Annotated in this window: 12 protein-coding genes and 1 pseudogene; 6 read left to right on the top strand and 7 right to left on the bottom strand. The window is 71.5% G+C overall.

What is annotated here, in order from left to right:
• The first annotated feature begins 189 nt into the window (after window positions 1-189).
• The 3 genes from ACYF6T_RS24925 to ACYF6T_RS24915 are packed head-to-tail and all read left to right on the top strand — an operon-like array spanning window position 190 to window position 3,388.
• Entirely contained in the window at window positions 190-1,128 is a 939-nt protein-coding gene (locus ACYF6T_RS24925) for an ABC transporter ATP-binding protein (protein WP_461699090.1), read from the top strand.
• The gene (locus tag ACYF6T_RS24920) at window positions 1,125-2,651 is read left to right on the top strand and encodes a DUF1349 domain-containing protein (RefSeq protein WP_461699089.1); all 1,527 of its coding nucleotides are present in this window, start codon (window positions 1,125-1,127) and stop codon (window positions 2,649-2,651) included. The genes ACYF6T_RS24925 and ACYF6T_RS24920 overlap by 4 nt, the downstream gene beginning before the upstream one ends.
• A complete protein-coding gene (locus tag ACYF6T_RS24915; protein WP_461699088.1) occupies window positions 2,648-3,388 on the top strand; it encodes an ABC transporter permease in 741 nt (246 codons plus the stop codon). The genes ACYF6T_RS24920 and ACYF6T_RS24915 overlap by 4 nt, the downstream gene beginning before the upstream one ends.
• Before the next feature lie 31 nt (window positions 3,389-3,419).
• Here the strand turns inward: ACYF6T_RS24915 and ACYF6T_RS24910 are convergent, their stop codons facing one another.
• A complete protein-coding gene (locus tag ACYF6T_RS24910; RefSeq protein WP_461699086.1) occupies window positions 3,420-4,058 on the bottom strand; it encodes a hypothetical protein in 639 nt (212 codons plus the stop codon).
• A gap of 83 nt (window positions 4,059-4,141) precedes the next feature.
• Window positions 4,142-4,696, bottom strand: a complete 555-nt coding sequence (locus ACYF6T_RS24905) for a YceI family protein (protein ID WP_461699084.1) — start codon at window positions 4,694-4,696, stop codon at window positions 4,142-4,144.
• 139 nt (window positions 4,697-4,835) lie between these two features.
• On the opposite strand from ACYF6T_RS24905, the gene ACYF6T_RS24900 reads away from it, so the two are divergent.
• The 3 genes from ACYF6T_RS24900 (at window position 4,836) to ACYF6T_RS24890 (ending at window position 9,153) form a co-directional block, all read left to right on the top strand.
• On the top strand, window positions 4,836-7,166 hold the full coding sequence (locus tag ACYF6T_RS24900; protein WP_461699083.1) for a polysaccharide lyase 8 family protein: 2,331 nt from the start codon (window positions 4,836-4,838) through the stop codon (window positions 7,164-7,166).
• Window positions 7,167-7,320: 154 nt separating this feature from the next.
• Window positions 7,321-8,904, top strand: a complete 1,584-nt coding sequence (locus tag ACYF6T_RS24895; RefSeq protein ID WP_461699082.1) for an acyl-CoA carboxylase subunit beta — start codon at window positions 7,321-7,323, stop codon at window positions 8,902-8,904.
• Between the two features lie 57 nt (window positions 8,905-8,961).
• The gene (locus tag ACYF6T_RS24890) at window positions 8,962-9,153 is read left to right on the top strand and encodes an acyl-CoA carboxylase subunit epsilon (protein WP_461699081.1); all 192 of its coding nucleotides are present in this window, start codon (window positions 8,962-8,964) and stop codon (window positions 9,151-9,153) included.
• Between the two features lie 228 nt (window positions 9,154-9,381).
• Here ACYF6T_RS24890 and ACYF6T_RS24885 read toward each other — a convergent pair.
• The 5 genes and pseudogenes from ACYF6T_RS24885 to ACYF6T_RS24865 all read right to left on the bottom strand — a co-directional run.
• Window positions 9,382-9,624, bottom strand: a pseudogene (locus tag ACYF6T_RS24885) (NACHT N-terminal Helical domain 1-containing protein); the annotation flags it as partial.
• A gap of 104 nt (window positions 9,625-9,728) precedes the next feature.
• Window positions 9,729-10,310, bottom strand: coding sequence for a GTP-binding protein (locus tag ACYF6T_RS24880; RefSeq protein WP_003997631.1), 582 nt, complete (start codon window positions 10,308-10,310; stop codon window positions 9,729-9,731).
• On the bottom strand, window positions 10,291-10,875 hold the full coding sequence (locus ACYF6T_RS24875; RefSeq protein WP_461699080.1) for a DUF742 domain-containing protein: 585 nt from the start codon (window positions 10,873-10,875) through the stop codon (window positions 10,291-10,293). The genes ACYF6T_RS24880 and ACYF6T_RS24875 overlap by 20 nt, the downstream gene beginning before the upstream one ends.
• Before the next feature lie 94 nt (window positions 10,876-10,969).
• Window positions 10,970-11,383, bottom strand: coding sequence for a roadblock/LC7 domain-containing protein (locus ACYF6T_RS24870; RefSeq protein ID WP_004983065.1), 414 nt, complete (start codon window positions 11,381-11,383; stop codon window positions 10,970-10,972).
• Window positions 11,384-11,393: 10 nt separating this feature from the next.
• Entirely contained in the window at window positions 11,394-14,693 is a 3,300-nt protein-coding gene (locus ACYF6T_RS24865; protein WP_461699076.1) for a nitrate- and nitrite sensing domain-containing protein, read from the bottom strand.
• Window positions 14,694-14,826 lie beyond the last annotated feature (133 nt).

Genomic DNA, 14,826 nt, shown 5'->3' with positions numbered 1-14,826 from the left:
CCGCACCCGTTCGTCCACGTCCCCGCCCCCGGCAGTATCGTCCCCCGTCGCCGTGCCGAGGCCCCGGTTCGTCCCGTGTCCTCGTCCACCCGGTCATTGTCCTCACCCCTCAGCCACCCGGCGTCCCTCCTGCGAGGGACCCCGGTGGCGTGACGACAGGCCCTGGCGGTCGTCCTAGCTTTGCTGCCCATGAGCGATGCAACCATCGAAGTCCGCGAGCTGCGCAAGCGGTTCGGCCGGACCCTCGCGGTCGACGGGCTGTCCTTCACGGTCGAGCCCGGCACGGTCACCGGCTTCGTCGGACCCAACGGCGCCGGCAAGTCCACCACCCTGCGCGCCCTCCTCGGCCTCGACGCCCCCGACGAGGGCGAGGCGCTCATCGGCGGCCGCCCCTACCACGCCCTGCGCACCCCGCTGCTGGAGGTCGGCGCCCTGCTCGACGCCGCCGCCCTGCACCCCGCCCGCCGCGGCCGCGACCACCTGCGCTGGCTGGCGCACTCCCACGGCCTGCCCAACCGCCGCGTGGACGAGGTCCTCGAACAGGTCGGCATGGAGACGGCGGCCAGGCGCCGGGCCGGCGGCTACTCCCTCGGCATGCGCCAACGCCTCGGCATAGCCGCCGCGTTGCTCGGCGACCCACCGGTGCTCCTCCTCGACGAGCCCGTCAACGGCCTCGATCCGGAAGGCATCCAGTGGATCCGCGGACTGCTGCGCCACCTCGCCGCCGAGGGCCGCGCCATCCTCGTCTCCAGCCACCTCATGAGCGAACTGGAAGACACCGCCGACCACCTGGTGGTCATCGGCCGGGGCCGCCTGATCGCCGACACGGCCGTCGCCGACCTCCTCGCCGCCGCCTCCGGCGACCGCGTACGCCTGCGCACCGACGCCCGTACGCAGGCGATGGAACTGCTCGCCCGCGAGGGCGCCACCGTCGCCGTCACCGACCGCGACACCCTCACCATCGCCGGCCTGCCCGCCCGCCGGGTCGTCGAACTCCTCACCACCGCCGCGATCCCCTTCGCCGAGGTCGGAGCCCACCGCGCCACGCTGGAAGAGGCGTACATGGAACTCACCCGGGACGCCGCCGAGTTCACGGCGGCCGGCGACACCGGCGAGGTGACCCCGTGACCGCGACCCTCACGCCGTACCGCTCGCAACTCCACCCCGCGCGGGCCCACTTCGGCCACCTCCTGCACGCGGAGTGGACCAAGTTCCGTACCGTGCGCGCCTGGTCCGTCGTCCTCGCGGTGGCCGCCGTCGTCATCGTCGTCGTCTGCCAGCTCTCCGCGAGCGGCTCCAGCACCAACGGCTCGGGCCCCGCCGTCCTCGGCCCCGGCGGCTCGGTCGTCGACGACTCCTTCCGCTTCACCCACCGCCCGCTGACCGGCGACGGCAGCATCACGGCCCGTGTGACGGGGCTCAGGAGCTCCGACGGCCGGACCATCGAGCCGTGGGCCAAGGCCGGCGTCCTCGTCAAGTCGAGCCTCACCCCCGGTTCGCCGTACGCGGCGGTGCTGACCACCCCCGCACACGGTGTGCGCATGCAGTGGAACTTCACGGAGGACAAGGCGGGTCCGAGTGACGGCGCCGCCCGCTGGCTGCGGCTGACGAGGAAGGGCGACCACCTCACCGGCTACTCCTCGGCAAACGGCCGCACCTGGTCGAAGATCGCCGACGTACGGCTGCCGGGCCTGCCCCGCACCGTCCAGGCGGGCCTGTTCGCGGCCACCCCCGCCCACCAGGTCGTCCACCGCTCCTTCGGCGGCACGAGCGAGACGTCCGGTGGCGGCGAGGTCACCGCGACCTACGACCACCTCACCCTCGACGGGACCTCGGCCGCCGCCCGCTGGACGAGCGCCGACGTCGGCGGTCCGCCCCGCCCGACCCCCGACGGCCCGCCGCCGGGCAACGTCCGGCCGGGCAGCACCACCGCCAGGGCCGGCACCTACACCCTCGTCGGGCACGGCGACATCGCCCCCGACGAGAACCGCCCCGACACCGTCCAGATGAGCTTCCAGGGCGTCTTCGTGGGCGTGCTGTTCATGGTCGCCCTGGGCGCGCTCTTCGTGACCACCGAGTACAAACGCGGCCTGATCCGCACCACGTTCACGGCGGTCCCGTCCCGTCTGAAGGTGCTGGCCGCGAAGACCACGGTGATCGCCGCCGTCACCTTCGTCACCGGCCTCCTGGCCACCGCCGTCGGCTTCACCCTGGCCCAGCGGCAGCTGCGCGCTAACGGCTTCAAGCCCCCGATCTTCCCGGACCTCTCCGTCCTCGACGACCCCGCGCTGCGGGCGGTGGCGGGCAGCGCGGTCCTGCTGGCGCTGGTGGCGGTCCTGGCCCTGGGCGTGGGAGTGGCGCTCAGGAGCACCGCCGGCGCGATCGCGACCGTCGTCGTCCTCGTCATCCTCCCGCAGATCCTGTCGTTCGCCTTCCCGCTGCCCGCCGCGCAGTGGCTGCTGCGGGTCACCCCGGCGGCCGGGTTCGCGATCCAGCAGGGGCTGACCCACTACCCCCAGGTGCAGCACAACTGCCTCCCGGAAAGCGGCTGTTACCCGCTCTCGCCGTGGCCCGGCCTCGCCGTCCTCGCGGCCTACGCGGTCGCCGCCCTGCTGCTGGCCGCCTGGAGCCTGCGCCGGAGGGACGCATGAGGGCGCTGCACGCCGAGTGGACGAAACTCCGTACCCTGCCCAGCACGTGGTGGCTGCTGGCGGCCACGGTCGCCCTCACGGTGGCCGTGGGCGCGGCGGCGGCCTCCTCGCTGACCACCGAGGTCTGCCCGAGCCCGCGCGCCTGCCACGAGGACACGGTGAAACTGAGCCTGACGGGCGTCTGGCTCGGCCAGGCCGCCTGCCTGGTCCTGGGCGTCCTGTCGATGGGCGCGGAGTACGGTACGGGCACGATCCGCACGACGCTCACCGCGATGCCGGTGCGCTGGCGGGCGCTGGCGGCGAAGGCGACCGCGCTGTCCCTGCTGACGGCGGGCGCCGCGGCGGTCGCGATCCCGGCCGCGCTGTGGACGGCGAGCCTGATCATCCCGGTCGAGGGGCCCACCCTGCGCGCGGTCGGCGGCTCGGTCCTCGTCCTCACCCTGGTGGCGCTGCTGGGCCTCGCCCTGGCCACCCTGCTCAGGGACACGGCCGGCGGCATCACCCTGGGCCTCGGCCTGCTCTACGTCGTCCCGTTGGTGGCCGACCTCCTCAACTCCCCGGCCTGGCAACGCCGTCTGCAACGCTGGACGCCCATGCCGGCCGCCCTGTCCATCCAGGCGACCAAGAACTTCGACCGCCTGCCGATTGGCCCCTGGCCGGGCCTCGGAGTACTGGCGGCGTACGCGGCGGGCCTGCTGCTGGCCGGGGGAGTGCTGTTCCGGCTGCGGGACGCGTGAGGATCACGGGCCCGCCGCGGCCCGCCCCGCGTCAGTCGTCCAGCACCGACCGCACCAGCTTGACCAGCCCCTCGAAGTCCAGGGCCCCGGGGTCACCGTGATCGTTCTCGGGCACGTGGCTGTGCCCGCACACGCCCTTGAACGCGTTCCACTGACGCCCGCTCATCCGCTGGCCGCCCTTGCTCCCGAACGACGCGGGATACGGCGGCCACAGCGCCGGTCCGCGCAGCGGCACGTCGTGCTCCTCGTGCATCCACGCCAGGAACCGGGCGAGCCCGAGCAGCGCCCAGTCCGGGGCCTGCGGCCAGAAGACGTGCGCCTTGCCGGCCTTGGCCCACTTCTCGTGGGTGGCGGGGTCGCAGGTGCCGACCAGTTCGGCCTGGCAGACGTTGAGCGTGTTCGTCTCGACACCGCCCGGGCCGTTGCGCAGGGCGCGCGAGGAGACGTCGATGTCGAAGTGCTGGAACCAGCGCAGCTTCTTCGCGGCGAGGTCCGGCACCGCCGTCAGGTTCGGTGCGATGGCACCGCCCTGGTAGTCGGGGAGCGTACGCCCCTCCGTGGTGTGCAGGACGACGACGTTGACCTCCATCGCGTCGCCGGGGAAGCGCTCCTGGAACCAGTGGGTGCGGTCGGCACCCGGGAAGTGCTGCGGTCCTGATCGTACGGTCATGTGTCCCCCTGGGTCTCAAGCCCTCACGGACACGACCGCGCGCCCGCCCTCCTGATACAGGGGGACGGGCGCGGACGGGTGGCTCAGGCGGTGCGGATCGCCGAGATGTCGAAGTTCAGCTTGATCTTGTCGGAGACCAGGACACCGCCCGTCTCCAGGGCCGCGTTCCAGGTCAGACCCCACTCCGAGCGCAGGATCTCCGCCTTGCCCTCGAAGCCGACGCGCTCGTTGCCGAACGGGTCCTTCGCGGCGCCGTTGAACTCCAGGTCGATGGTGACCGGCTTGGTGGTGCCGAGGATCTCCAGGTCACCCGTGATCCGGTAGTCGTCCCCGCCGAGGGACTCCGCCTTGGTGGAGCGGAACGTCATGGTCGGGAACTCGTCGGTCTTGAAGAAGTCCGCGCTCTTGAGGTGGCCGTCGCGGTCGGCGGACCCGGTGTCGATGCTGTCCATCTTCACGTCGATGGAGGCCGTCGAGGCGGACGGGTCGGCGCCGTCCAGGTGCAGCGTCCCGCTGAAGTCGAGGAACTTGCCCTTGACGTTGGTGACCATGGCGTGCCGGACGGTGAAGCCGATGGTGGAGTGGGCCGCGTCGATCGTGTAGTCGCCGGTCAGTGCGGTCAGGTCGGGGTTCGCCATGACGTGCTCCCTGGGAGTCGAAACTGATGTTGAATGTTGAACTACTCAACGAGAACGACCGTAGACCTATTCCATTGCGGTTTCAACGTCATCCGCGAAGTGTTGGCGCGGTGACACCGAGGTGGTAGACGCCCAGGGCATGAACCCACACCCCGGGCGTTCCACGAGACCCACCCGCCGAGCCGTCTTGCTCACCGCGGCCCTCCTCGCCACCCTCGCGCCCGCCGCCCGCGCCGCCGCCGCCGACCCCTACGACGCCCTGCGCCGCCGCTGGCTCGACATCGCCCTCGGCACCGGCTACGACCCCACCGCCGAGCCGTACGCCTCCCGCCTCGCCCAGACCGGCGTCCTGGCCCGCGCGGCCCAGGCCGCCATGGCCCCGACGGCCACCTCCCTGTGGCCGGACCACCCCTTCGACCCGCCCTCCGGCATCACCCAGAGCTACAGCCGCCTGTGGACCATGGCGCAGGCCCACCTCCAGCAGGGCACCGGCTCCACCGGCGACCCGGCCCTCCTCGCGGACGTCCTGCGCGGCCTCGACCACCTCTCCGCGACGGTCTACAACCCCGCCACCACCCGCTACGGCAACTGGTGGGAATGGCAGATCGGCAGCCCCCGCCTGCTCATGGACCTCGTGGCCGCTCTCCACGACCACCTCACCGACGCGCAGATCGGCGCCGCCTGCGCGGCCGTCGACCACTTCGTCCCCGACAGCATGCTCACCGACTACTCCGGCACCTCCACCGGCGCCAACCGCGTCGACCTGTGCCGCTCGGTCGCCCTGCGCGGGATCGTGGGCCGGGCGGGTGAGCGGATCGCCCTCGCCCGGGACGCCCTGTCGCCGGTCTTCCCGTACGTCACGACGGGCGACGGGCTCTACGCCGACGGCTCCTTCGTCCAGCACACCTGGGTCGCCTACTCGGGCACCTACGGCCAGGTCATGCTCGACGGGCTCGGCCGCCTCTTCACGCTCCTGGCCGGATCCGACTGGGAGGTGACCGACCCGAACCGGCAGATCGTCCTCGACAGCGTCGAGCGCGCCTACGCGCCCCTGATCCACGACGGGTTGGTGATGGACGGCGTCAACGGCCGCGCGATCAGCCGGGGTTACCTCAAGAGCGACGACCAGCACGTCCTGCGCGGCGACCACTTCCACGGCTCGCAGCTCATCGCCGCGATCGCCCTGCTGGCCGGCGGCGCGAGCGCGGCGGAACGCGCGCGCTGGCAGTCGTGCATCAAGGGGTGGATCCAACGCGACACGGTCACCCCGATCCTGACGGCCCCTCAGTTCGGTGTCGCCGACCTGGCCCGCCTGCACGCGGTCGCCGACGCGCCCGTCGAGGCCGCCGGCGAACCGGTCGGCCACCGCCTCTTCCCGGCCATGGACCGGGCCGTGCACCGCCGCCCCGGCTTCACCGCCGCGCTCTCCCTGTGCAGCGACCGCATCACGTACTACGAATGCGGCAACGGCGAGAACCCGCGCGGCTGGCACACCGGCGCCGGAATGCTGTACTGGTGGCCCGCCGGACGGCCCGCCGACCAGTACACGGACTGGTTCTGGCCGACGGTGGACTGGTACCGGCTGCCCGGCACCACCGTCTCCACCAAGCGCCTGGCCGACCGCGCGGGCGGCGAGTGGGGCGCCCCCAAGCCCGACGTGCGCTGGGTCGGCGGCACCACCGACGGCGAGTACGCGGCGATCGGCCAGCACCTCAAGGGCCTCGACTCGACCCTCCAGGCACGCAAGTCCTGGTTCTGCGCGGCCGACGCGGTGATCTGTCTGGGGGCCGGGATCACCTGCGCGGACGGCGTGCCGGTCGAGACGGTCGTCGACAACCGCAACCTGGGGGAGGACGGCACCCAGACCTTCGTACGCGGCCGGGGCTGGGCCCACCTGGAGGGGCACGGCGGCTGGCTGGTCCCCCACGGCGACCTGCGCACCCTGCGCGAGGACCGCAGCGGCGCCTGGTCCGACATCAACACCACCAGCACGACGGAGCGCCGCACCCGCCGCTGGCAGACCCTCTGGCTCGACCACGGCACCGACCCGGTGGACGCCGGCTACCTGTACGTCGTCCTGCCCGGAGCCACGCGCCGGACCGTCGCGGCCCGCGCCGCCGACCCCGGCTGGCTGTCGGTGCTCGCCAACGACGCCGGCCGCCAGGCCGTCCACCTCCCCTCCCTCGGCCTCACCGCCGCCACCTTCTGGGCCGCGGGCACGGCGGGGCGGCTGACCGTGTCCGCCGGCGCGAGCGTGCTGCTCCGCCGCCACGGCCGTACCGCTACCCTCACCGTCAGCGAGCCGCCCCGCACCGGCACGCCGCTGGAGCTGACCTGGGACCACCCGGTGCGCGGAGTCGTCCGCGCCGACGACACGGTCGAAACGATCGCCGTGGGCCGCCGTCTGACCCTGCGGATTACTCCGGGCAGGGCATGTGCGAGCCACCGATGTGAGCTGGCTCTCACCTGACGACTTTGTATGACCCCCACAAGCGCGAAGCCCTCTGAGCAGTCGGAAAGCCTGCATCCGGTCGAGGTTCTGTTCAGGGGTGCCAGGAAAACGGGCCGGAGACTGTACGGAGTCGACGGCTCGCTTTCCCCGGTGTCCTTCGTAAGGTCACTACATGACCGTTTTGGATGAGGCACCGGGCGAGCCGACGGACGCACGCGGACGAGTGGCCGAGCTGCACGAGATCCGTGCACAGGCACTGGCCGGACCGAGCGAGAAGGCGACCCAGGCGCAGCACGCCAAGGGCAAGCTGACCGCGCGGGAGCGCATCGAGCTGCTCCTGGACCCGGGCACGTTCCAGGAGGTCGAGCAGCTGCGCCGGCACCGGGCGACCGGCTTCGGCCTGGAGGCGAAGAAGCCGTACACCGACGGTGTCATCACCGGCTGGGGCACGGTCGAGGGCCGCACGGTCTTCGTCTACGCCCACGACTTCCGGATCTTCGGCGGCGCGCTGGGCGAGGCCCACGCCACCAAGATCCACAAGATCATGGACATGGCCATCGCGGCCGGGGCCCCGCTGGTCTCGCTGAACGACGGCGCGGGCGCCCGCATCCAGGAGGGCGTCTCGGCCCTCGCCGGCTACGGCGGCATCTTCCAGCGCAACACCAAGGCCTCCGGAGTCATCCCGCAGATCAGCGTGATGCTCGGCCCGTGCGCGGGCGGCGCGGCGTACTCGCCGGCCCTCACCGACTTCGTCTTCATGGTCCGCGACACCTCCCAGATGTTCATCACCGGCCCGGACGTCGTGAAGGCGGTCACCGGCGAGGAGATCAGCCAGAACGGCCTGGGCGGCGCGGACGTCCACGCGGAGACCAGCGGGGTCTGCCACTTCGCGTACGACGACGAGGAGACCTGCATCGCGGAGGTGCGCTACCTGCTCTCCCTCCTCCCGCAGAACAACCGCGAGAACCCCCCGCGGGTGGAGTGCTCGGACCCGGCCGACCGCCGCTCCGACGTCCTGCTCGACCTGGTCCCGGCCGACGGCAACCGCCCGTACGACATGGCGAAGGTCATCGAGGAGATCGTCGACGACGGCGAGTACCTGGAGGTCCACGAGCGCTGGGCGCGCAACATCATCTGCGCCCTGGCCCGGCTGGACGGCCAGGTGGTGGGCATCGTGGCCAACCAGCCGCAGACCCTCGCGGGCGTCCTGGACATCGAGGCTTCGGAAAAAGCTGCGCGCTTTGTCCAGATGTGTGACGCTTTTAACATCCCGATCGTCACTTTCCTGGACGTCCCCGGGTTCCTTCCGGGCGTCGACCAGGAGCACGGCGGAATCATCCGCCACGGCGCGAAGCTCCTGTACGCCTACTGCAACGCGACCGTGCCCCGGATCTCCCTGATCCTGCGCAAGGCCTACGGAGGTGCGTACATCGTCATGGACAGCCAGTCCATCGGCGCCGACCTCACGTACGCCTGGCCGACGAACGAGATCGCCGTGATGGGCGCGGAGGGTGCCGCCAACGTCATCTTCCGCCGGCAGATCGCCGAGGCCGAGGACCCCGAGGCCATGCGGGCCCGCATGGTCAAGGAGTACAAGTCCGAGCTGATGCACCCGTACTACGCGGCCGAGCGCGGTCTGGTCGACGACGTCATCGACCCGACCGAGACCCGCGAAGTGCTGATCCGCTCCCTCGCGATGCTCCAGACCAAGTACGCCGACCTGCCCTCCCGCAAGCACGGCAACCCCCCGCAGTAACCCAGCGGACCCTCCGCGCCACCCTCGCGGAAACCTCTCTCACGGAGACTTCGACCTATGAACACCCCTGACATCCGCGTCGAGAAGGGCCACGCCGACCCCGAGGAAGTCGCCGCCATCACGGCCGTCCTCCTGGCCCGCGCCGCCGCCCAGCCCGCCACCGAGCCCGTCCACCGAGGCCGCCAGAAGGCCGGCTGGCGCCGCCTGGAACGCGAGGGCGGCTTCCGGGCCCCGCACAGCTGGCGCTGACCCCACGGACCCGCTCACGGCCCCGTCCTCCCCAGGGGAGGACGGGGCTTTGCCGTTCAGCGCGGGGCTTTCGCCGTTCAGCGGCGGGGGACACGGACGCCGGAGACGGAAGCTTTGAGGTCCGGGACCCTGAACCGACCGCGCGCCGTCTCGCCGGCCGTACGCACGCCGACACAGGCCACCGACGGCTTCGCCAGCGTCACCCGCTCCGAGGCCGGCCGAAAGCTCCACCTCGTCCAAGGTGTCCGTGACGGCCTGGAGCGCGGTCGGCCGCTCGTTCTCCGCAAGCCCCGCGAACTCGTGGGCCGGCAGCGGCTCCACGCTCCGCTGCGAGCGCAGGCCCGTGACCCGCAGCCGGATCAGCTCCGACATCTGCGCACGGCGCTCCTGCTCACCCCGCCGGCCGCCCAGCCACAGCCGTACCGCACTCGTCGCGACCGTCTGGCCGAGCCGCACCGCGGCCACTTCCATGCTCATTCCCACGCCCCCCAACGCCGGTCGGCGTCCAGTGTGGCAGCGGGGTACGACAAAGGGGCCGGCTCCGGGTGGAGGCGGCCCCTTCGGGGGGTCGGCGGCTAGCGCAGGCGGGCCATCAGGGCGTGTTCGACGAGGGTGATCAGCGTCGACTTCGCGTCCGCGCGGTGGCGGGCGTCCGTCGTGATGATCGGGGTGTCGGGACCGATCTGGAGGGCCTCGCGGACCTCGTCGGGGGAGTACGGCTGGTTGCCGTCGAAGCCGTTCAGCGCGATGACGAAGGGCAGGCCGGAGTTCTCGAAGTAGTCGACCGCCGGGAAGCAGTCGGCCAGACGCCGGGTGTCGACCAGGACGACCGCGCCGATGGCGCCGCGGACCAGGTCGTCCCACATGAACCAGAAGCGGTCCTGGCCGGGGGTGCCGAACAGGTACAGGATCAGGTCCTGGTCGAGGGTGATACGGCCGAAGTCCATGGCCACGGTCGTCGTGGTCTTGTCTCCGGTGTGGGTGAGGTCGTCGATGCCCGCCGACGCGGATGTCATCACGGCCTCTGTGCGCAGCGGGTTGATCTCCGAGACGGCGCCGACGAACGTGGTCTTGCCCACGCCGAAGCCGCCCGCCACCACGATCTTCGCGGAGGTGGTGGAGCGGGAAGGACCGCCGCTAGAGCTTGCGAAGTCCACTGAGCACCCTTTCGAGCAGTGTCACGTCTGGCTGGCCGCCGGCGTTCTCGTCGCCGCCGGGCTGATGGATCGCGACCAGGCCTGCCTCCGCCAAGTCGGCGACGAGGATCCTGGCCACGCCGAGGGGGATGGTCAGGAGGGCCGAGATCTCGGCCACTGACTTGATCTCTCGGCAGAGGTTGCAGATCCGCTGATGCTCGGGCAACTGGCCCTGCATCTGGTGCGGCTGCGCGGTGGTGTGCACCAGCGCCTCGATGGCGAGCTGGTAGCGCGGGCGGGTCCGGCCGCCGGTCATGGCGTACGGACGCACCAGCGGGTTGTTCGACGCCCCCGCGGGCGCCGGCTCGGGGGCGCGTCGCTGCGGCTGCACGGGCTGGATGCGCGGCGCCGGCGGCTGATCGTACGGCGACGGCCCGGGACCCTGGGGCGCGTACGGCTGCTGACGCCGGTGGTTCGGGGCGGAGGGGAAGTTGTAACGGTTCGGGTTCTGAGCACCGTCGCCCTGGCCCTGGGCAGGGCCGTACGACCAGTTGCCCGAATTCGAACCGCCTGGGGGTGTTGCCACTTTCTCCTCCTCCGACTGTGCCGGGCACCCATCCCTGTGGAGCCGCGTCCCGAAACCTTACGGCCACGGGACGCCAAAACGCACCGTCCGTCTGTTAGTTGAGAAGGCTCCCTTGGAGCTCCGCGCGCAGATCCGGCGTCAGGACCGTACCGGCACGGTCGACCAAAAGGGCCATCTCGTACCCGATGAGGCCGATGTCCGCCTCCGGGTGGGCGAGGACCGCGAGCGAGGAACCGTCGGAGATGGACATGATGAAGAGGAACCCTCGCTCCATCTCCACAACCGTCTGGTTCACGCTGCCGCCCTCGAAGATCCGGGAGGCGCCTGCCGTCAGAGACGTCAGACCGGAGGCGACGGCCGCGAGCTGGTCGGCTCGGTCGCGGGGGAAGCCTTCGGACATCGCCAGAAGGAGTCCGTCGGCGGAGACCACCACCGTGTGGGACACCCCCGGGGTGTTGTCCACGAAGTTGGTGATCAACCAGTTCAGGTTCTGTGCCGCCTGGCTCATCGGGCTCACACTAACGCTCCTGGTTGTAGGTGCTGTCAGGACCGAAGCCCTGGCCGTTCGTTTCACTGCCTGCCCCGGCGTTGCGTCCGCGCTGGACGCCCCGACGCAGGTTGCTCAGCCTGCCCCGGACGTCCTCCGGGGCACGGGAGACCTGTGGGCCTCCCTGGGGGGTGCTCTCGGCGGCTCCCTCGATCAGGTTGGCCTTGGGCACCCGGCGCGGCAGGCCGGAGGAGGTGACCCCGCCTGCCTTGGGCTTACGGAGCTGCGCCGCCTGCTGCCAGCGCTCGTCGTTCGCCGAGCGCCAGAAACCGCCGTCGCCGTTGCTCTCGGAAGCCGCGGAGGGAGCCGGCGCTTCCTGGTTCACGGGCCGCGCGCCGTTCGAACCGCTCGCGGTGGATCCGCGGCGGGGAAGCCCGGCGTCGGTCAGCTCGTGGACGGCGGAGGGGGCCGGTCCCGGACGGTCGAAGCCTACGCGGTCCTGCTCATCCGCGTCAGCGGCCTGCGTGGATTCCGCTTGCGGAGCGTACTGGTCCGGGTAGCCGTTCTGGTAGCCGTCCTGCTGCGGCCAGTCGTCCTGGTAGCGCCGCTGCTCGAACGCCGGGAAGCCGTCCGGGGCCGCCGAGTGCACGGCCGCGGGCTCCTCCTGGACCGGCTCCGCATAGGAGGGCTCGGGGTAGCCGCCGTTCGACGAGAACGTGTCGTTCTGCGGCAGGCCGCCGTTCGGCGCGAAGTACTGCTCGTCGTACGCAGCCCGCTGCGGCTCCTCGTACGGTGCCTGCTGCGGTTCTTCGTACGGCGCCTGCCGCGGCTCCTCGTACGCCTGCGGGATCTCGTACGCCCCGGTCTGCTCCGGGTAGCCGCCCTGGCCGTTGTCGTACGGCTGCCGGCCGTCGAACGCGTCGGTGTACGCCTCCGGGCCGTCCTGGGCCTCCTGGACGGGCTGCTGGCCGTGCTGCTGGGCCTCCAGGGCCGCCCGGCGCTCCTCGCGCATCAGGGAGCGGCCGACGGGGTCCAGTTCCCGGATGTCGTCCGGTACGTCGGCGTAGCGGCTGTCGTCGAAGCCGAGCTCGGCGGCGGTGCGCAGCGGCTGCTGCTGGCTGAAGTCCTCGCCGCGGAAGTTCTGCTCCGGGATGATCTGCGAGACGGTGAACTCGTCGTGCAGCGGCTGCTGTTCGCCGCCGCCACCGCCGTGCGTGATCGCGTCCGGCAGCATCACCAGCGAGGTGGTGCCGGCCTGCTCGCCCGAGGGACGCAGCTGGACGCGGATGCCGTGCCGGTCGGACAGCCGGCCGACCACGAACAGGCCCATGCGCTGCGAGATCGCGGCGTCCACGGTGGGCGGGTTGGCCAGCTTGTGGTTGATGTCCGCGAAGTCCTCGGCGGTCAGGCCGATGCCCTTGTCGTGGATCTCGATCATGATCCGGCCGTCGGGCAGCCGGGTCGCGGTGACCCGGACCTTGGTCTGCGGGGAGGAGAACGTGGTGGCGTTCTCCAGCAGCTCGGCGAGCAGGTGCACGAGGTCGGTGACCGCGCGGCCGTGGATCTCGGCCTCGGGGACGCCCTGGAGCTCGATGCGCTCGTACTGCTCCACCTCGGAGGAGGCGGCGCGCAGCACGTCGACCAGCGGGACCGGCTGGTCCCAGCGGCGGCCGGGCTCCTCGCCGGCGAGGACCAGGAGGTTCTCGCCGTTGCGGCGCATACGGGTGGCGAGGTGGTCCAGCTTGAAGAGGTTCTCCAGCTGGTCCGGGTCGGCCTCGTTGTTCTCCAGGTCGGTGATCAGGGTCAGCTGGCCCTCGATGAGCGACTGGTTGCGGCGCGAGAGGTTGGTGAAGATCGCGTTGATGTTGCCCCGCAGCAGAGCCTGCTCGGCGGCGAGCCGGACGGCCTCGCGGTGGACCTGGTCGAAGGCCCGGGCGACCTCGCCGATCTCGTCGCGGGTGTTGATCGGGATGGGCTGGACGCGGGTGTCCACGCGGCCCGGGTCGGTGCGCGAGAGCTGGTCGACCAGCATCGGCAGGCGCTGCTCGGCGATGCCGAAGGCGGCGTTGCGCAGCTGGCGCATCGAGCGGGACATCTGGCGGGCGACGGCGCCGGCCAGGATGAACGCCAGCAGCAGCGCGACCACGACGGCGGCACCGGTGATCAGGGCGTCCCGCTTGGCGCCGGCGGCGATGTCCGAGGCCTCGTTCACGGCCTTGTCGGCCATGTTCGCCTCGATCTCGCGGTACGCGTTGTACTTCAGGGTGTTGACCGCCCACCAGTTCTCCGCCGTGATGCCCTGCTGGGCGAGGGCGGCGCGCTCACTGGTGTCGGTGGACTGGAGTGTCGCCAGGGCGGTGACCATGTCGGTCGGGTTCGACGGCGGCGGCACATAGGTCTTGCCCTGCGCGGCGGCCTTCGCGGCGGCCTGCTTGGCCAGCGCCGCGCCGTCCGTCTTGATCTTCGCCTCGGCGTTGGTGAGGTTCTGCGCGTCCTGCTCGGTGCCACCGCCGACGTACTCCTCGACGGCGATGCCCTCGAGGTAGGCGTACGAGGACAGCGCGACGCGCTGCTTGGCCAGGTCCGAGGCCTTGGGGCCGGGGTTGACCAGCAGGTGCATGCCGATCGACCGCTCCAGCGACAGGGCCGCCTTGGTGAGCGAGATGGCGTAGACGGTACGGCCGTAGGAGGTGATGTTGCCGGTGCCCAGACCGAGCTCGTTGGCGAACTCCATCAGCGGGTGGGCGACCTTGACGTAGCCCTCCTCGGTCTGCACGGCCGGCAGCTTGGAGGTGTAGGCGGCGGCGCGCAGCGTCTGGAGCTTGGGCTCCTCGGCCCGGAACAGCTTGAGGCGGCGCAACAGGCCGGCCTTCTGCGGCATGTTCTGCGCCGCCTCGTCGAAGGCGTCGGCTGCCTTGTCCGTCGCGGCGCGGACGTCGGTGACGGTCTTCTTGTCGGCGGCGGTCTCGGCCGCCGCGCCCTTGAGCAGGGGTGCCGCCGTGATGTCGCGCTCGTTGTAGAGGGCGTCGGCGTAGGAGAGGGAGGCGCGCACCAGGCGTGCGGTGTTCTCGGCGTCCTCGGCGTCCTGCCAGGTGTCGATCGAGCTCTTCACCTGGAAGCCGCCCATGACCAGGCCGACCAGCACGGGTATGAGCAGGATCGCGTTCAGCCGGGTCGGCACCCGCCAGTTGCGCGGCGAGAGACGGCCGCCACTGGGTGCCGGTGGGGCCGTCGGCTCGGATCCGGGCACAGGGGCGGGCGCCGCTCCGCGCGGCGGCGGGGTGAAGTTGCCCCGTGCCGACGGCTCGGGACCGTTCTTGCTTCGCCTCACTCGACCAACAACCTCTCGGCGGTCGGCACCTTCGTCGTGCCGCAGTCTCTCAGAGCCCGGTGCGTCATCGACTGATGAGTACGTCTTTGACTATTGGGCAGTTCAGGCATTCCAGCATGTCGACCAGTGCTCT

This window comes from Streptomyces sp. 7R007 (assembly GCF_054850255.1).
Note: the sequence above shows the minus strand (reverse complement) of the source record. Positions and strands in the feature narration are given on the sequence as shown.